This window comes from Gilliamella sp. CG13, from assembly GCF_046635805.1.
GTDB lineage: Bacteria > Pseudomonadota > Gammaproteobacteria > Enterobacterales > Orbaceae > Gilliamella > Gilliamella apicola_I.
In genome coordinates this window covers 1-17,873 of record NZ_JBIDFM010000009.1, presented here as the reverse complement: position 1 = coordinate 17,873, position 17,873 = coordinate 1, and the positions used below count along the sequence as shown (strand labels likewise).

General features: G+C 34.7%; 18 protein-coding genes and 1 tRNA gene. 1 reads left to right on the top strand and 18 read right to left on the bottom strand.

All coding sequences use genetic code 11. The annotated features are described in order from the left end of the window. Nucleotides 1-123: 123 nt before the first annotated feature. The 3 genes from ACGH6R_RS10295 to recQ form a co-directional block, all read right to left on the bottom strand. The gene (locus ACGH6R_RS10295; RefSeq protein ID WP_411599702.1) at nt 124-1,299 is read right to left on the bottom strand and encodes a M20 family metallopeptidase; all 1,176 of its coding nucleotides are present in this window, start codon (nt 1,297-1,299) and stop codon (nt 124-126) included. Nucleotides 1,300-1,440: 141 nt separating this feature from the next. Next, on the bottom strand, nt 1,441-2,667 hold the full coding sequence (locus ACGH6R_RS10290) for a hypothetical protein (protein WP_411599731.1): 1,227 nt from the start codon (nt 2,665-2,667) through the stop codon (nt 1,441-1,443). Nucleotides 2,668-2,782: 115 nt separating this feature from the next. Then, complete coding sequence (gene recQ, locus ACGH6R_RS10285) at nt 2,783-4,612, bottom strand: DNA helicase RecQ (protein WP_411599701.1); 1,830 nt, start codon at nt 4,610-4,612, stop codon at nt 2,783-2,785. Nucleotides 4,613-4,846: 234 nt separating this feature from the next. On the opposite strand from recQ, the gene ACGH6R_RS10280 reads away from it, so the two are divergent. Next, nucleotides 4,847-4,923: transfer RNA gene (locus tag ACGH6R_RS10280), tRNA-Val, on the top strand. Nucleotides 4,924-5,317: 394 nt separating this feature from the next. Here ACGH6R_RS10280 and ACGH6R_RS10275 read toward each other — a convergent pair. The 15 genes from ACGH6R_RS10275 to ACGH6R_RS10205 all read right to left on the bottom strand — a co-directional run bounded on the left by ACGH6R_RS10275 (nt 5,318) and on the right by ACGH6R_RS10205 (nt 17,485). Next, the gene (locus ACGH6R_RS10275; RefSeq protein ID WP_411599699.1) at nt 5,318-5,929 is read right to left on the bottom strand and encodes a tail fiber assembly protein; all 612 of its coding nucleotides are present in this window, start codon (nt 5,927-5,929) and stop codon (nt 5,318-5,320) included. A gap of 15 nt (nt 5,930-5,944) precedes the next feature. Continuing rightward, the gene (locus ACGH6R_RS10270) at nt 5,945-7,108 is read right to left on the bottom strand and encodes a tail fiber protein (RefSeq protein ID WP_411599698.1); all 1,164 of its coding nucleotides are present in this window, start codon (nt 7,106-7,108) and stop codon (nt 5,945-5,947) included. Further along, nucleotides 7,105-7,761, bottom strand: coding sequence for a DUF2612 domain-containing protein (locus ACGH6R_RS10265; RefSeq protein WP_267360076.1), 657 nt, complete (start codon nt 7,759-7,761; stop codon nt 7,105-7,107). The genes ACGH6R_RS10270 and ACGH6R_RS10265 overlap by 4 nt, the downstream gene beginning before the upstream one ends. Continuing rightward, entirely contained in the window at nt 7,754-8,875 is a 1,122-nt protein-coding gene (locus tag ACGH6R_RS10260) for a baseplate J/gp47 family protein (protein WP_411599697.1), read from the bottom strand. The genes ACGH6R_RS10265 and ACGH6R_RS10260 overlap by 8 nt, the downstream gene beginning before the upstream one ends. Further along, entirely contained in the window at nt 8,856-9,221 is a 366-nt protein-coding gene (locus tag ACGH6R_RS10255) for a hypothetical protein (RefSeq protein ID WP_267351853.1), read from the bottom strand. The genes ACGH6R_RS10260 and ACGH6R_RS10255 overlap by 20 nt, the downstream gene beginning before the upstream one ends. After that, on the bottom strand, nt 9,218-9,886 hold the full coding sequence (locus ACGH6R_RS10250; RefSeq protein ID WP_411599696.1) for a Gp138 family membrane-puncturing spike protein: 669 nt from the start codon (nt 9,884-9,886) through the stop codon (nt 9,218-9,220). Before ACGH6R_RS10250 ends, ACGH6R_RS10255 begins: the two co-directional genes overlap by 4 nt. 429 nt (nt 9,887-10,315) lie before the next feature. Next, nucleotides 10,316-10,603, bottom strand: coding sequence for a DUF6694 family lipoprotein (locus tag ACGH6R_RS10245; RefSeq protein WP_267351849.1), 288 nt, complete (start codon nt 10,601-10,603; stop codon nt 10,316-10,318). 60 nt (nt 10,604-10,663) lie between these two features. Next, entirely contained in the window at nt 10,664-11,488 is an 825-nt protein-coding gene (locus ACGH6R_RS10240; protein ID WP_411599694.1) for a phage protein, read from the bottom strand. Then, complete coding sequence (locus ACGH6R_RS10235) at nt 11,442-11,798, bottom strand: phage baseplate plug protein (RefSeq protein WP_267351846.1); 357 nt, start codon at nt 11,796-11,798, stop codon at nt 11,442-11,444. The genes ACGH6R_RS10240 and ACGH6R_RS10235 overlap by 47 nt, the downstream gene beginning before the upstream one ends. A gap of 68 nt (nt 11,799-11,866) precedes the next feature. Continuing rightward, nucleotides 11,867-12,589, bottom strand: coding sequence for a phage baseplate protein (locus ACGH6R_RS10230; protein ID WP_411590779.1), 723 nt, complete (start codon nt 12,587-12,589; stop codon nt 11,867-11,869). Further along, complete coding sequence (locus ACGH6R_RS10225) at nt 12,589-14,478, bottom strand: hypothetical protein (RefSeq protein WP_411599692.1); 1,890 nt, start codon at nt 14,476-14,478, stop codon at nt 12,589-12,591. Before ACGH6R_RS10225 ends, ACGH6R_RS10230 begins: the two co-directional genes overlap by 1 nt. Before the next feature lie 141 nt (nt 14,479-14,619). Then, nucleotides 14,620-15,036 carry a phage tail assembly chaperone gene (locus ACGH6R_RS10220; protein ID WP_267380003.1) on the bottom strand — a complete coding sequence of 139 codons (417 nt, stop codon included), beginning with the start codon at nt 15,034-15,036 and terminating at the stop codon, nt 14,620-14,622. Beyond that, nucleotides 15,036-15,470, bottom strand: a complete 435-nt coding sequence (locus ACGH6R_RS10215) for a phage protein (RefSeq protein ID WP_065558727.1) — start codon at nt 15,468-15,470, stop codon at nt 15,036-15,038. The genes ACGH6R_RS10220 and ACGH6R_RS10215 overlap by 1 nt, the downstream gene beginning before the upstream one ends. A gap of 9 nt (nt 15,471-15,479) precedes the next feature. Next, a complete protein-coding gene (locus tag ACGH6R_RS10210) occupies nt 15,480-16,991 on the bottom strand; it encodes a DUF3383 domain-containing protein (RefSeq protein WP_411599691.1) in 1,512 nt (503 codons plus the stop codon). Beyond that, nucleotides 16,988-17,485 (bottom strand): LIC_12616 family protein, encoded by a 498-nt coding sequence (locus ACGH6R_RS10205; protein ID WP_411590786.1) that lies wholly within the window; start codon nt 17,483-17,485, stop codon nt 16,988-16,990. The genes ACGH6R_RS10210 and ACGH6R_RS10205 overlap by 4 nt, the downstream gene beginning before the upstream one ends. Between the last annotated feature and the right edge of the window lie 388 nt (nt 17,486-17,873).

Below are 17,873 nucleotides of genomic sequence, written 5' to 3'. Positions count from 1 at the left end.
TAGTTATTCAGAAATATGGGCGTGTTTACTAATATAGATTCATTGTAGTTGAAAATTTGAATCCAGAGTAGATAAATCTCAACCATTATTTCGATTCCATAATGGTTGGATTATTCATATTTATTATTGATTCAAATATGACCAAGCATATTGTGCGTAAAATTCTGCGCCCATAATCATGCCGTCTTCATCAACATTAAAACAACCATGGTGATGTGGCCACTGTGTATCTTTTTCAGGATTACCCGAACCCACTAATGCAAATGCACCAGGAATGTTTTCAGTATAAAAACTGAAGTCTTCGCCGCCAGTTGTTGGTGGCTCGAAATAAAGGGCTTCTTCACCAAACGATTCAACAATGACTTTTTGTGCTAATAGCGCAGATTGTTCATCATTAATGACGGGTAAGGTGCCATAAATGTATTCTACTTCAGCCGTTGCACGATACATTGCAGCAACTTGATTGGCATAACGGCGAATAGCATCTTCAATTTTATTTCGCACTTCAACACTAAAACAGCGAACTGTACCTTCTAAAACCGCATTTTCCGCAATAACATTGAAACGAGTGCCGACATCCATTTTTCCTATGGTGACCACCGCCGGGGTAAGCGGAGACACTTCACGTGAGACAATCGATTGTATGTTCATCACAAATGAAGATGCCACCATGACAGCATCAACCGTGTCGTGAGGCATCGAGCCATGCCCGCCCTTTCCTTTGAATCGGACAGTGAGCAAATCGGCAGAAGCAAAACTTGAACCTACCACACAGGATACTTTTCCGACAGGTGTTTGTGACCAGATATGCATACCAAAGGCTGTATCCACATCATCTAATACACCTTGTTTTATCATGCCTTTTGCACCTTGTGCGATCTCTTCAGCAGGCTGAAAAACTAATCTTACATTACCTTTTAGTTGATCACGTATTGCATAAAGCGCTTTTGCCGCAGTCAGTAGCATGGCTGCATGCGTGTCATGTCCACAAGCATGCATCTTACCGTTTATGGTTGATTTGTAATCAATATTGTCGTTTAACTCTTGCACCGGTAACGCATCGATATCAGCTCTCAATAAAATTCTTTTACCTGGTTTTCCGCCTTGGATATCGGCAATAATACCGGTTGGCTCAGTACGACGATAAGGGATGCCAATTTTATCAAGCTGCTCTGCAATTTTATCTGTCGTTCTGAACTCTTCCCACGGTAATTCTGGGTGACGATGCAAATCACGGCGAAAAGCGACCATTTCTTTTATATTTTGTTGTACTATCTTTTTAATATCTTGATTTATCATTTTACTACCTTTGTTCTTGTTATTTAGTCCATCAAAATTAATGCGTTTGATATTGAAAACATATTAAGAAGATAGTTAGAAAAACTGTTCTTAAATCTTGTTATCCGATTAGTTGTCATCAAACTTGTAGACATTTATCATTTACTGTATTGCAGGGGCGACTATCATATTGACCATAAAGCCTGCTAAAACAACCGACACTATAGTGACTGAAATAAATCCACCAATCAACATAGGCGGTAACATATGACGAGTAAGTACCTCTTTTTCTTTTTCATTTTTGGTCAAATTATTAATCACTTCATTGGTAATAATATAATCAGCAGGAAACCCATAGAGTGCTGTTAGTGCTATCGAAAACGCCATTTCTCGACTAACGTTTAGCATTTTTCCGGCAATAAGCGAAAAGATAAACATACCAAGTACAGCTGCTAATATAAAGACAACCAAAGGCGTAATTAATCTTACTAGCATGTCAGGTGTAGCTTGACTTAATGTGTCAAAAATAAACAGCATAAGTCCCATGACAGCTAAACCAAAACCACCCGCCTTTTTTAAAGGATGACGTTCAAGAAAACCACACGATGCGGCAATTACACCGAATAATAGACAAAGTACAAATGGACTTATACTAATAATAGGATCCAAGACTTTCGCCACGTAATAAGCAAAAAAGCCAATAATCGCAATTCGTAAAAAAATAAAATAGGTTGTGTTATACCGTGCTGAAAACGTCGCAAACATTTTTGGCATTGGATGTTCATCATTAGATTCGGTTTCTTGTTTATTCGATGTAGACTTAGGATCATTTAAAGCATTCCATGTACCCTCATGATACTGTTTAAGCACTCTGCGCCCTTCACGTTTAAGCATGATTGAAGTGAGAGGATAACCAATAAAACCTTGCATGACATAAATAATAATGGCGAACACGGCAAGATCTTGCAAACCGGCTTTTGTTGCTCCGCCTGCCATTATAATCGCGGAAACGATCCCACCCACTAAAGGTGGAATCGCAACAATAACTGTATTGTAGTCAAAAAATAAGTATCCAACGATCACAACCACAATGATGATTCCAACAATGCCTGACAGTGAAATAACGATAGTTTTCCATTGGCGCAGTAATTCTCTAACTGAAAGTAAAGTTCCCATGTTAACGACTAACAGATACATAAACATGACAGCAACGACTTTGGGTATTCCTGCTCGAGCGACAATATCTTTTGGGAAGAAAGTGAAGTAACCTGCTAAGAAAAGCACGGCACAAACAAAAACTGACGGCACCCATGCTTTGGTTCGTGTAGATACGATATCGCCTAAAAAAAGAATTAGTAGCAATAATACTAATGCAAGCATTTGAGACATATCATTCATTGTTGACATAAAAAGCTCCATTTTATTGGTTGTTAATTATTTAACTTTTCCTGTTGGATCATAAAAATAATTATTATGCTAAGTTTATTTTTAAATAGTTTTAATATTATATATTGTTAATCATGAATTCTTTAATTTTATCAAGAAAAAGATTGCCATATTTTTCTAATTTAATTTTACCAACACCAGTAATATTGAGTAATTGTTGTTTGCTTTCAGGCATCGTTTGTACCATTTCGAGTAAGGTTGCATCACTAAAAATAATATAAGGTGGAACATCTTCACTATCGGCAATATCTTTACGTAATTTTTTAAGATAACCAAATAAAATACGCTCTTCATAAGATAAGATAGTGGTTAAATTTATTGCTCTTGCATAACGATTTAAACGACTTTTCTTCACAATTTCAAGTCGTGGTTTAGCCAAGGATAATGCAATTTCACCCTTCAATATTTGGCGTGCACGCTCTGTTAATTGTAGGGTATTATACGCAGCAATATTTTGTATTAGATAGCCATGATAAATTAATTGCCTTATCACATGAAGCCAATAATCAATGGAGTGTTCTTTTCCAATACCATAAACAGATAAACGATCATGTCCGTTTTCTTTTATCTTCGATCGGTTTGATCCTCGTAAAACCTCTGCAATATATTGCGCACCATAGCGCTGCTCAACACGATATATACAAGATAATACTTTTTGCGCATCAACTAAACCATCATAATGTTCAGGAGGATAAAGGCATATATCGCAGTTATTACAAGGTTCGTGTCGTTGTTCACCAAAATAGTTGAGTAAAACGATACGACGGCAAGTTAAACTTTGGGCAAATGATTGCATTGCATCGATTTTATGGAATTCAACATCTTTGTGTTGTCCTTCCATTTTTTCACTAATCTGTTGTCGGTACCAGCTCAGATCATTGGCATTAAACAGTAGCATAACTTCAGCCGGCACACCGTCACGCCCTGCTCGCCCGGTCTCTTGATAGTAAGCCTCGATACTGCGTGGACAATCGGCATGAACAACAAAACGAACATTTGGTTTATTGATGCCCATCCCAAAAGCAACGGTTGCAACAATGATTTGTATATCATCTTTTAAAAAAGCTTCTTGTGCTTGTTGGCGTTGTTGATTAGTCAGTCCAGCATGATAAGCTGCAACGGAAAATCCCCGTGCAGCAAGTCTGGTAGTCATATCTTCTACTTTTGAACGACTAGCGCAATAAATAATGCCGCTATTCCCTTTTTGGGTTTCAATGAATGAGACAATTTGGTCGGTTAAATTATATTTTTCGACAACAGTATAACGGATATTTGGACGATCAAAGCTACGAACGACAACTAAGGGATCCACTAAATTTAATTGGGTAATAATATCCGCTTGAGTCATTTTATCGGCAGTAGCCGTTAAAGCAACAATCGGCACACCAGGAAAACGTGCTGAAAGTTGTCCCAATTGCCGATAATCAGGTCTAAAATCATGCCCCCACTGTGAAATACAATGTGCTTCATCAATTGCGATTAAAGACGGTGGATTTTGTTCGATTAAACTTTGAAAATACGCTAATGCCAATCTTTCTGGTGAGATATATAAAAGCTTAATAGAATGATTAAGGTATTGTTCAATGACATTTTGCTGTTCGGATGACGATTGAGAACCATTTAGATAAGCAGCAGGAATACCATTTGCGGCTAATTGATCTACCTGATCTTTCATCAATGAAATTAAGGGTGAAATCACGATTGCCGTTTTGGGTAGGATTACAGCGGGGATTTGGTAACATAACGACTTTCCACCACCAGTAGGAATAATAATTAAAGTGTCACGCCCATCGATAATCGATTCGATAATTTCTTTTTGTTGATTTCGGAAAGATTTATAACCAAAAACATTATGCAAAACTGTATCAATCTGATCTTTTATCGACATGCTAACCTAAAAATAAATCACTGCTGTTAATTTATCGAGTATAGCTAAATTTAAAGCAACAAACCACCTTGAACTGATATTTGTTTTCAATTTAGATTTGTTATAGTTTTAAAACTAACAAATTTTGTGTTTTTTATAGTCAAAAATGTTCAACAGCTGAAAAAACAACCAAAAAATAATTTTTTTACTTGCTTGTAATCAATTTGAAAGCTAATATTTGCGTGTTTCAAAATTACGCCCGTAGCTCAGTTGGTTAGAGCATCACCTTGACATGGTGGGGGTCAGTGGTTCGAGTCCACCCGGGCGTACCATTCTAAAGCCTTATTCGAAAAGGTTTATCAAGAGTTCACATTTTAGTTTATTTTAAATTGTTAAAATAGTATTGCAAATAATTTGATATAAAAAAATTTAACTCGTTTTTTACTACACTTTTTCACTTTGAATCTTAGATTAAAAATATGGAATTATTTAGTAAATAAGTAATATATAGTTTATAGATATATTAGTATGGAGTTAAAAGAGTGATGTTACTATCTTGTCGATTATTATAATGAGGACATAATTAAGATATATTTCGTGTATGAAAGAGAAATTACGATAGGTAAAACGATTAGAAATGGAAAATTGAACTTGGTAGAAATTGCTGAGGGAATTCAGGATAACTGCATTATTTTCTATAAATACAATTATCCTGAATGATTAAATTTATTTATTAGGCTTTTCAGGGAATGTGATATCAGGCGCTAGATCAGTATTTATTCGATTAAGTAATACCCGATATTTTTTCCATTCTGCTAAAGATATGATTTCTAGTTCAGTAGCAATTTGGGAATCTACGGCATCTTGTAAATAACTGATCTGATTGGTTGCTTCATCAATCAATTGGTTCTTTCGAATTGTTGTTTTTTTGACTTCATATTGATGCTTTTTATCGTGATCAAGTCGCCAGTTTTTTCCATCCCATACGTCAAATTCACTTTCAGGTTTAAGCATCGTGTAATTGTTTGGAATTTCCCCAATATTTTGCATTATCGATTCAACACCTGTTTCAGTAGAATAAATTTTTTGACCTCGATAATCATTTGGATATGACCATTTATTACCTTGACGAACGATCGCTTTTTCATTATTAACACTTTTCGGTGCATCAATATATGAAAAAGCAGGTAAACCAACACCTACTGGTAAATATTGATAAGTAGCAGAAAGAAATTCTCCTGTATTGGCATCGACATTGTAAACAACAGTCCACCCAGCGATTGTTGTAATCCCGTTATTATCCAAAATTACTGATTCTGGTTGTAATTTATATTTCATTATACATCTCCTAAATTAAGCAGCTTTAACTATATATTCAAATGCGATATTGCGAGGACGGTTTTCATGAGCAACGGGAACAACACGTGAAGCATCAAAATTGAATCCTCCTGCATTTCCCCAATCTACCTTAGTTGGTGTGCCGTTAGCAATATGTTCAAAAGGACTAAATGCACCAGCACCAGATGCGCCATTTTGTCCAAAAGTTTCAGAAATTGGCCATACAGCTCCCCAAATATTTCTAATTGCGTCATCCTGAAAGCTCAGTATCACACGATTAGGATCGAGCCCTCGACCACTGTCTTTACCTCGAATAAATAGCCCTCGTAAGTCAGGCAAAAATCCAGATGGATAGGCTGCAGCTAAAAGCGGAAATTGATTCTTGTCAAATTGTGAACCATTACATGCAAAATACCCAAATGGAGGATATTCATGTGGCCATGGTAATGGAACTCCAACAGGTATTACTCTATCATTTACAAACTTATCTAATCCGACAACTCTATGGGCTTCAATATATGCAACACAAGCTCCATCATGATTAAAAAACCATGAAAAATCATTTTTTAATGTGCTATACATCCCAACAATCCCGTCATTACGCACCACAAATAAGAAGCGTTTATCTGGAGACCATACTTCTGTTTCAAATTCGTTATTCTTAAATTTATCAGTTATATTGTGCACAATATCATGCACTTCTGTGATACGTTGATGAGCATTAGATGCATGATTATATGCAGAGTTTATAGCTTTGGGTGTGGCAGCCTCTATTTCTGATGTACTGTTTACTGAAGAGTTAAGCTTAACAATACCATTTTGTGTAATACTAGCATTAGGAATTTCATCCTGTGTTTTTTTCCATTTAGTTGTGTTTGTTGAAGGGCGGGCATTATCATTACTAACAATCGCTGTATACAGGATACCATTGTATTTAATGATAGCATTAGCGGGATACAAAACTTGTTCGTTCCATTCCGGAACGCCTTGTTGCAGCAAATACAGCATATTTTTATCAATACGGTTAAATGCGCCATTCATCCATTCAAGTGGGGGTTTTGATGCGGTTTGATCGATGGTGATTCCCCAGCCTCGACTTACATCAGGAAAATCCGTAACTTCCCCTTTTTTTGCTGAATCTGCAAAGATTAAATAATCTGGTTTTTTTTGTATAATCATTGAATAGTTCCTATTTCTTGAAGTCGAACAAATTTGCCTAAATTAAAACCGAATGATGCATTGTCATGCGAAAATCCAAACGGTTCATTATTAATTAGAACAATATATTGATACATAACACCAACAGGTCGGGCTAAAATATCCATTTTACTAATTGCATACAAAGTAAGTGAATTGAGTTGATCACTGTTAACTAATACGTTCATTGTCATATTTTGGGAATCAATAATATTTCCATGTTTGCCAATCACGAATTTAATTGATTTTACAATGTTTGATATTTCACCACTTTGATAATTTTTAGTAATTTTTGCCTTAATAAAGAAACGATAATCGCTATCATTTAATACAACAGATGCCGTTAAAGCGTCGCCATGTCGATAAAATTCACCAATATCAAATGATAATGCTGTGTTATCTTCTAACCATCCAAAATATTCTTTGGTGATAGCAGACGGTAACACGCGCGAGACGCCAACATGACGACCAATCAAATCAAGTGCATAACCTGTCGCGTCGTTGATGCTGAGAACATCAGCAATTTGAATGACATTGTTAAACGTGTTACCTGTCTCTTTATTGATAGCTTTGATAGTACCTAATGCCTTGGGTTTTGTACGATATTGCCAAATGAGGAATTTTTCTCTATTCATCTATTAGCACCTCAATATGCGTTATCTGTGCATACTCTCGATAATCGATATTGACAATGTTGGCACTGTTTACAGCGAGTTCTTTAATATAAAATCCGTCAACTAAGTTAATGCTTGAAATAATACGGGATGCATACACATTTTCACCAATTCCAAAATCAAGACTTTTTAAATTAGCTTTAATCTGTTCTGAATTGATATCATTAAAAGATTTGTAACGACCAATTGTCATTGAGACATTGATATCGACTTTTCTTGGTCTATCAAAGTAAACTTTTCGAGGTATTTCATCTAATAAATACATCGTCTCAATTTTTCCAAATAGTCCACAACCGCCAATTTTCTTTTTAGTGATCACCTCTGCTATTTGTTCATCATCGCCACCAAGGATCACGGCATTAAATGAATGAGCAGGCACTCCCTTTTCATCCGTTTTATTCGTATAGTTTTCATATACTACGCATTTAGTCACACCGGTTATATTCATTAATGCAGACTGTATGCCTTGGCGATCATCATAATTATTGATTGAATGAGATAACATAAAGCGTTTTAATAGTTGAGCATCAGTTTCTTCATCAACTCCGCCATAGCTTTGGGTGTTGGCAGTAATTTTATCTATGCCGATGATAATAGTGCTCGGTGTAAATTCATCCATTGCGTTAACGGTATAATGACCTAACTCTAGCGACCTAAATTTTGAACGAGCACTACCTAAATCATTTAATTTTATTGGCTCAGTTGTTACCCATTTATTTTTGTTTTTATCAACATAAATAGCGTTTTGAGGAATCAATGTGTTTGGCATTCCATTAAAAATGACTTCATCGATGTATGAATATGATGCGGTTATTCTGGTTAATCCTGCATACATTGCCCGTTGTTCCAACCACTGCCCAGTCGCTTGATAAGGGTCTAACATCTGAATAATAAATGATACTGCTTGATGTATGTTCGATAATTCCTGAGAAAATAAACCGAGCAATTGCCCATCTGGCGTATCACTATCTAAATTGACATTTTCACCATAAATCGATTTAAAACTTGTTATTAAACGATTTTTAATTGTGTCAAAATCATCAATAACAATTCCTTTATCTGTTATCTGTAACATTAAATGAAGCCTCATTAGAATTGTTGAATTTATCTGTGTAGGTAATTTGAATGAGAAACTCACGCGTCTCGCTATCCAATAAAATATCGAACTCATCAATACTAATCACACCTTCAATGTTGAAAATTTGTTTTTTTATATCAATTTCCAACTGTTTAGTATTTGGGTTTTTAGCAAGATAATCAAACCAGGCAATACCGTCATTGCGATCCAAAAACCAATCTTTTTTTAAGGATAATAATTTAGTTTTTACACACTGGGCTATTGCATCTGACTGATGTAAATAATTAGCCAAACCTTGCCCAAATGTCCAATCATGATTATTGTCTAGCTCTCTTACTTTCATGTTGGCTCTCCTGTCGTGTCATCGCCGCTTTTCACACCTGTATGTCTATGAGTATTCAAACTAATTCCTTTGTTTGTTATGACATCTTGTGCAGTGATTATGCCGGCACTAATTGTATTGCCATTAGATTGATTGAAACTACCAATTTGGTCATAGTTTCCAAACTGTTGCTTATTTCCTTCATGTACAATATTGCCTTTGATATAGATTGTTCCTTCCGTTAATCGAATATGAGTTTGCCCGTCATCTGTTTGCATCGATACGCCATCATGATAAAAATCTGGAATTTTGTTAGGTACACTGTTACAACCAACGATAAAAAAACCATCGCTTAAGTCATTCATACGATTATCAAGCGGTTTTGATGCTTCGCCCGATGCAAACCAGCCATCAATGCAACGACTGGAAAAGACCACCAGACCTTCATCACCTGCTTTGATAGGCACCGTAATACAAAAACCGCCGGCGTGAGGAAATTGTGCAGGAACATCAACCAATGGCGGAATCGATATCTCTTCCCCATTTGCTAATACTCTATTAATCATCGGTTTACATTGCACTGTATGACCATCAAAACTGATCACCTTTGCAGGCAATGCCGTATAAATATTTGATTGGGCACGTTTAATTTGATTTTCAATTGCTTGGTATAGCGTATCAACCATAATTTACCTACGAATTTAAGCCAATAAAAAACCACCTTTGGCAGGTGGTTAATTTATTGTTGGTTACAGAGTAATTGTCTAGTATTGACTGATATAATGATTATTTTAATTAAAATAACTTATTGTTTTATAGAAATATATCAGAAATTTAATTTTGATTTGATAGATTAGAAAATATTTGAAACGAATGGAAATAAAAAAATTACGTTGAGATTGCAATCTTTAGCTTCGGGAACGTTAGCGTATATCTGCTAACTTTAATATTACAGTAAAATGTTTGATTCGATTAAGCGTTTAACTTTGTTTTTACTAAGCTTTACTTAAAACATCTAAACAATGGTACAATAACAATAAAAATGACCAGATCCCAAAAATTGCAATCTTTTTTAGATATTAATCAAGAATATTCATTTGATTGCATTAATAGGTTTAATTAATTTGCTCAGCAAGTTTAATCACTTCGGAAACAGTTTTACCATCAAGTTTTTGCTTCATGATTTCTTCCATTTTCTTATTATCGTAATTTGCTTCGGTAGCCGCCTGCATATTAATTTTACTCAAAGCTGCTGTAAAAGATTGCGCTTCACTGAAGTTAAGGTCTTTTACAACTTCAGCTAATGATTCTTGATATTTTTCAGGTGTTGAAGCATCAATCTTTTTATCGCCACAAGCAGTTAATAAAGTTATAGACATTAAAAGTACAAGTAATTTTTTCATTTTTCCATCCTTTTATAAATTATATTGGGATGCTCATCCTATATCTAAATTGATAACAAATCAAATTTTTTCGAAGTTACCAAAAATACACTGTAATTTGCTTTGCCAGTTATTTCCATATAGATCCCCACTATGTTGTAACGCATTAATTTTATAGTCTCCATTAAGTTCTGTGAGTTTAGATTCAACTCGAATTAATGCACCTATCTTATAATGCGGATTACATAATGTTGTTATTTCTAACCCTTTATCTGTCTTTTTAGGCGTTCCTATCATGCCCGTCGTTCTTGAAATAACAAATCCTTCATGATTTGAAATAGCCTTATTTTTGGGGATAACAATCAGTTCGTCATCTTGGATAGACCAATCGGCATCATTATTATTTGCTATTTGGTGCATAAGTTCGCGAGTATCACACATGAAAACTTTTCCGCGAGGAAGTGCTTTATTATTAGGAAGATTAACATTGCCTTTTTTTAAACCAAAACTTTTTAACGCTTCATTAAAAAAATCATTGTCAGTTTGTCCTTTTTCTAATGTTTTGATAATAACTTTTTCTGTAAAAGCTTTGTGACCATCAGCACACCTTAGGGTCGTGATAATATCCAGCTCGGAAAGTTGATTTTCCACCGTTAAAATATCACCACAAAAAATCATCCGTAAGACATCATCCTGATAACTAACATATAATTCTACATAATCATATTGTTTCGTGCTGATTAAATTACGATTTGAATCGTTGAGGTTGTATATTGAAATTTCAGCGGTGTTAGGATCGGAAGTAAGTGTTTTGTTGACCGAGAAAGTGACTCTAAGATTGTTCAATACAATACTTTCTTTACGATTGCCTATTTTCAGTTCTAAAACTCGCCCGAATTGTCTCACGATATTCATCCTTTGTCATAATTAATAATTGCATTCGATTATGTAAGTCATTTTTCGTTATTGCATTAATTCCTAATCCTGATTTGTCATAAAGGACTAAAACAAAAGGAAGGTCAAATTCAATAAGCGCTGGACTGCCTACAGACAGTCCTTTATTGGTTGTAATATATTGATTATTGTTAATATCAAACAAATCAAATTGGTAGCCGACTAATACCGTATTGAATCTTAATGTTAATCGTAAATTCATATCGTATAATGTAAAGGTTTGTTCTAGCACATCATCATAAGTTGTCTGAATTATATACATACTTAATCTCTCAAATTTTCTTTATTTACCAACAACTAATCACTTTTTTAGCTTTGAAGTTATCTACATTACTTAATAAACCAACTAAAAATCTTATAAAGAACAGATTTTAGTTCTTCGATTTTCTGTGGTTGTGTTTTACCAAGATTCTGTTTTTTAACCGTTTGATTTAGACCACTTGCAATTTGCGTTTCGACGATAAAAATTTCTCGAAACGTTAAGGAAAACTCACCATAAGTATTTTTTTGTTGAGTCAAACCCACAGAACTTAGAACCATATTATTATATTGCTTAGCATTAGTTTGCAGGATAACAGGTTCACCACTCCGTTGAATTGCCAGCAATTTTTCGTAAGCGTCTGCAATACGATCTGAAAATAAGCTATTTATAATAGGAGACTGATATTCAGGTAGAAAATCGGCAACGACTTGATTCAACCTTTCAGCGCTTGTTTGAAAATGTGATGCAAAACGATTTACCATGTTTTCCGCTTGTGCTGCAAAAGTTTTGATTGGCATCGGCAAAGGGTAATTGAATAAATCTATTCCTAAAAAATGGTCAATCGAGAAAGTGTTTTTTTCATATCCTACAATAAGACCATTTATTGAAATCTCTTTTGGTTCTAAAACTGCATGATCGGCAATATTAGCCCCATTTTCAATGGGATTTTCTGTGACTTTTAATTTTGATGTATGCTGTTCGACAGTATTAATATCTAAACTGAACACAAAATTGTCAGTAACAATTAACCCACTATTTTTTGATGATTTGTTTAAAATAGATTGAAACATCAGTTAGACCCCATCGCTGTAACTGTATTATCATTGATCCGTCTCGCAGCATTGTCGACAAGATTGCAAACTTGATCGAGACCATTCTGAGGTGTAGTTACATTCATTGTATTATGAATTATTATTTCACTGTTATTATTGACGTTTTTATTTAATGCAGATAAACCTCCAGCTTTTGCTACATCTGTACTCACGAGTGCAAGATTTTGGGTTGCGGAATAATTCGTGGCTTTAAGATTTTCTTCTTGAGCTTGTTCATCTTTATCACTACCAAAACCAAAAAAAGAAAGTACACCTTTTATTTTACTTTTCATCTTATCGATGACAGCAAAAAACTTGTCTTCAATCCATTTCAAACCATCTTTAAAAGGTTGCGTAATACTGTCAAGAATACCAGAAAACGTTTTTCCTAAATTATCGATAAAAGAAGTGACATCAACACCCCAAATCTCAAATAATCCTTTTATAAATTCCCAAGCAGCTTTAAATGGCGCTGTAATAAAATCAGTTATTGCTTCAAAGGTTTGACCAATTTTCTCAGTTGTTGAAGTGCTATCATCCGTCCAAATTGTAAATAAGCTTTTAACCAATTCCCAAGCAGCCTTAAATGGTGCCGTAATTAAGTCTAAAATTGCGTCAAAGGTAGCGCCTATTGCATTGACCGTTTTCTCGGCATTTTCTTCACTCATACCAAAGTACATGAGTATATCTTTTATACCATTTTTAAAGAAATTAGTAACTTTATTCCAAAAATCAGAAAAAAAGGAAACAAGAAAATCCCAATTATCGTAAATAAGATAAGCAGCCAAAGCGATAGCAGTAATAATAGCCAGAATAGGATTAGCTATCATGATAGACGTCAGTGTTTTTATTGCACTGCCAATTGTTTTAATAATTTTAACTAAATTTCCAAGCGTTTTGAGAGCATTACCAATACTTAGAATAGCATTGGAGATTGAGGTAATTAATTTAGCTTTAGCTGATACCCACGCTATTTTTCCGCCTAATAAAAGCAAATAGCCCAATACGGCAAAAATAATACTTTTCCAGTTTTTATCTAAATTTTGCCACCAAGTTATTGCATTTTTGATGTTGTCGATACAGGCTTGCCAAAATGGAGCAAATTGACTCTTACCACCTTTTAAGAAAACCATAAAATCATCAATGATCAACAATAATCCAGCTATCAAACCGATGACTAGCCCAATCGGACTAAACAGCATAGCACGATTTAAGACTGCCCAAGCAACACTCAAGGCTATTATGGCATTTTCCCAACCAATGGTCTTAGAAATTATCATATCGATAAATTCAAAAGCATGTTTTATAACTTGAATAAAATTCGAAACAACACTAATTACAACGTTGATACCTTTGGCAATCAATTCCTTGTTAGCTTTGAGCCATTTATTAAAGCTTATTACAAGATCAGTTACCCTTGGTAATAATCCTAAAGCAATTTTTGTTTTTATGCTATCAATCGCAAGACCGGATTTCTCAAGTTCGATCTTATATTTCTTTACTTGTGCCAGTTCACTTTTCGAAATCGAAAATAAGAGATTTTTTTTGCCAGCAAGTTCTTCTGCTTTATCAATAGCGCTGTTAAAAGCGCTAATCATTTTTTCCCCATAGTTTTTGGCTGCAGCCGTAATACTTGTTAAAGCTTGTTTTAAAATATCAAATTTAGATTTAGCTTTTTCAGATGACTCAGCCGCTTTTTCATTAGATTGACTCGCATCGTTAATCGCATTATTAAGTGTAGTATTTATAACTTTGCCAATGTTAGATAACTTCATTGCACTGATTTCTAAAAAAGTCGTGACTTTAGTTAGATTGTTTACCTGTGAGATATCAACACCAATTTTTATCAAATATTGCTCTAGATGCACTTTAATTCTCCTTTGGCTTTTCAGCCAATCTAACTTCTGCTATCACATGGTGCATATCGATAACATCATCAAGTGAATATACAGTTTTTAATTCGTGGAGTGTTGCATAATTGTTGACAATAACACTCCACATAAACCAATCTATATCGCTTTCTTGGCTATCTCCTCCAAGCTGAGCGTATTTAGATTGGATAATAGGCCACTTGGTAAAAAAGCCAAAAAATGGAACTTCAATCCTTCAATGATGATTTGGTAATAATGACTTCTATGCGCATTAAAAAATTCACTGGCTTCTCTTGGATTTTGGAATAGTATCTTTTTTCCAGCTTCATCTGTGGCTGTGACATAATCGAGGATAAATCGCTCAATTTCTTCAAATTGCTCAGTACCAATATTCGAAGCTAACTGTCCAATATCAAATCCTGATGTAGTATCACCGACAGAAAAACAGCCCTTTAAGAGGGCTGTGAGTTTTTTGAGATATTTATTGGCTTTGTAAAAATCTGCTTGTTTAAAGGTATAAACAACATTATCTAAAGTATAATCTTTGTTTTCCATTATTGACCTCCTTTGATGTTAAATTCAGCTTTCGTTGCTTTAAGTGTCCATGTTAAACCATTGTGAGCTGTACCACGTGCAATAGTTGGTGGCGTGGTAAACCAACATCCAGTCAATAAAAATTCATCACCATTACGCAAATCTTTATAGGTAATTAACTTACCTTTAGCTTTTGTAGGATTATTAATTTGGGCTTGTCGTAATTGATTTAATACTTCGTTAGTTTCAGTGTGCTGTAATGTTTTAATCGTGACAGTAGCACCTTTATTGCAAGTGTTAACAAACACCCCTTCACCATTGATACCATAAGTGATATCACCATCATCGCCTATGGGTGCAATACTAATGGAATCTTGAGCATTTTCATAACCTGTTATTTCATAGCCATCTATTGTTAAGACAGCATCTTCTAAAGAAAAAGATTTATTAGACATCGTGTATCCTTATCGATTAAATTGAACAATAATATCAACGCTGTGACCTGCACCAGCAAGTTTCAATGCGCAATTAATTGGCATCATTTTGCGCGCTTCACGATCAGCCGTGTCTTGCGTATCAAAAGAATCTGAATAGAAATAGTATCCATTCACCGTATCGCCAAATTTCAGCTCACCAATATCGCCAAGCGACCATTTACCCATGCCAAGAAAACCGTTATTGACAAATTGCTCACCAATAATTTTTAACTTGCTGATTAAGCGTTGTTGTCCTTTATCAGTTTGTGGAATTTTAGTCGGTTCACCTTGTAACGCATTAAATGCTTGTACTTGAATTGCATTAATGAATGCATCTAGTCCTGTGGTTTCATCAATGAATGTCCCACCAACCATAACGCCTTCTGCAAGCATATTAACACCAGCATAATCTGTATAAAAATTGATACCTAAACGACGACATTTCATCGCTTCATTGACAGTGATTTTGTCGTCTGATGTAACACTAGCTTCTTGTTTAAATTTGACTGTTTTAGCGGTATTAATACCTGTCCATACGGTGGTTAACGCAATGCCCATAAGTTCAGCAGCAGCATGGTTATTCCCTTTGTTGTTATATTGAACCATCAAGCGTCCGCTATTTCGTTTTGACAATGTTTTTAAAACATTATCATCACTGTATTCAATATTTTTTTCTCGAGTTTCGGTATAGGCTAATACTTTGGCATTTTCAACCCCTTGAGCAACAACCCAATCATGCGCTTCCACTAATTCACTATCTGTAATAGTATTTGCAAAATACACACCATACCAATTTTGATACTGATTTTGCAAAGCTGTTAAAGCTTCTGCTGGTGACTCTTTTCGATAAGTTGTTGCATCCTCACCTTTGATTAATGAAGCTTTGCCATCAACTAAGTGTGTGAATTTACCAATATAGGTGCCATCCAATTGAGCATCAAATACATAACCAAAGTTGTCGCCTTTACCTTCTTTTCCGGCAACTAAAATAAATCGATTACCAACCGCATCATAAATGATTGAAACACTTAAATCTTTTAATTTATTGTTGATTACCGTTGCAACATCATTCATACTTGATACATTGCTAAAATCCAGAGCAGTAATTTGATGTTTAGCATCACCAAAGTAAAAAGAAAAATAACCATCTTTAATACTCTTAAATTGAATATAGCTGACAGCTAAAGCAGAGCCATTAATTTTTGAACTCAACGCTTTAGTGGTAACCCCCTCTTGCATATATTTAGCAATCAATGCCGTTTTCGGTTTAGGTTGAGCAGAGAATAATGCGCAAGCAGCTTGATATGCATCAGAATCAGTGCCAAATAAATTTGCAACTGTTGTTGCATCTGAAACAACAACATAACGAGTATCTTTATTGCTGAATTCTTCACACATATCTTTTGTAAAAATAGCCACAACGCTTAGGTCACGTTTTTGTGCCCCTCTTGGCGATTGTTGTAGAGTTGCATCTACGACTTGACTTAATGGTAAACTCATTTAGTAACCTCGAATGTAAAATTAACGCTATCACCGCGTTTAACGCTGGTTTTAACGATTGGATTGATGGAAAAAATAAGATCTACTTGTGCATGTTGAACGGTTTTGTCTGCAGAAGTTGTAGATACGTTTTCAATATCGGAGCATCGAAGATACCCCATTCTTAATTTCTTTAACTTTTGCCAAACAGGCGTGAACTGCATTGATTCTGTTAATTTGCATAGCTGTTCATAGGCATCTTTACCGTATGCTTTGACGGTAATTGTTGCTTCTTTTAGTGTCGATATCACTTCTTCTTCATCTTCACCGTAATATAAAATTTCTTTGCCTATCTCGGTTTGAGACATATTAAGAACAGTGATGAATTTATCTAAACGAGAGACATCGGGTATGTTATCCTCCTCAAATATAATTGTTTCAGGTAAAGACAGAATTTCCGCTATCAAACGTCTAACTTCAGTCATTTCAAGCTTAGAAACAGTCGTGATTGGCATAATGACTCCATAAAAAAGAAGATAGGGTTTAACGATAAGGTGATAATATAAAAACCATGCTGTTGTTGATTTATTATTTGTAATAAATTGATAAATCTAGTTGAATTGATTGTTCACATTATCCATTGTTAAATCACATAAACAGGGATTAAGTAGGTTAAAAATTTTTTAACCCAATCGAAGTAAAAACAATTGTGATTGTATAAAACTAGTTTGATATAACGTTATAAAACTGCGTTAATCATTAGGATGTAATCATCATAACGCCTTATATTATTTAATATTAAATAAAGGGTGATGCGTAATTTATTTATTACACATAAACAGTGTGTTATTTTGAGGTGCAATGACCTGACAGTAGTATTGTTGCCATCCTTCGATTAGGGCT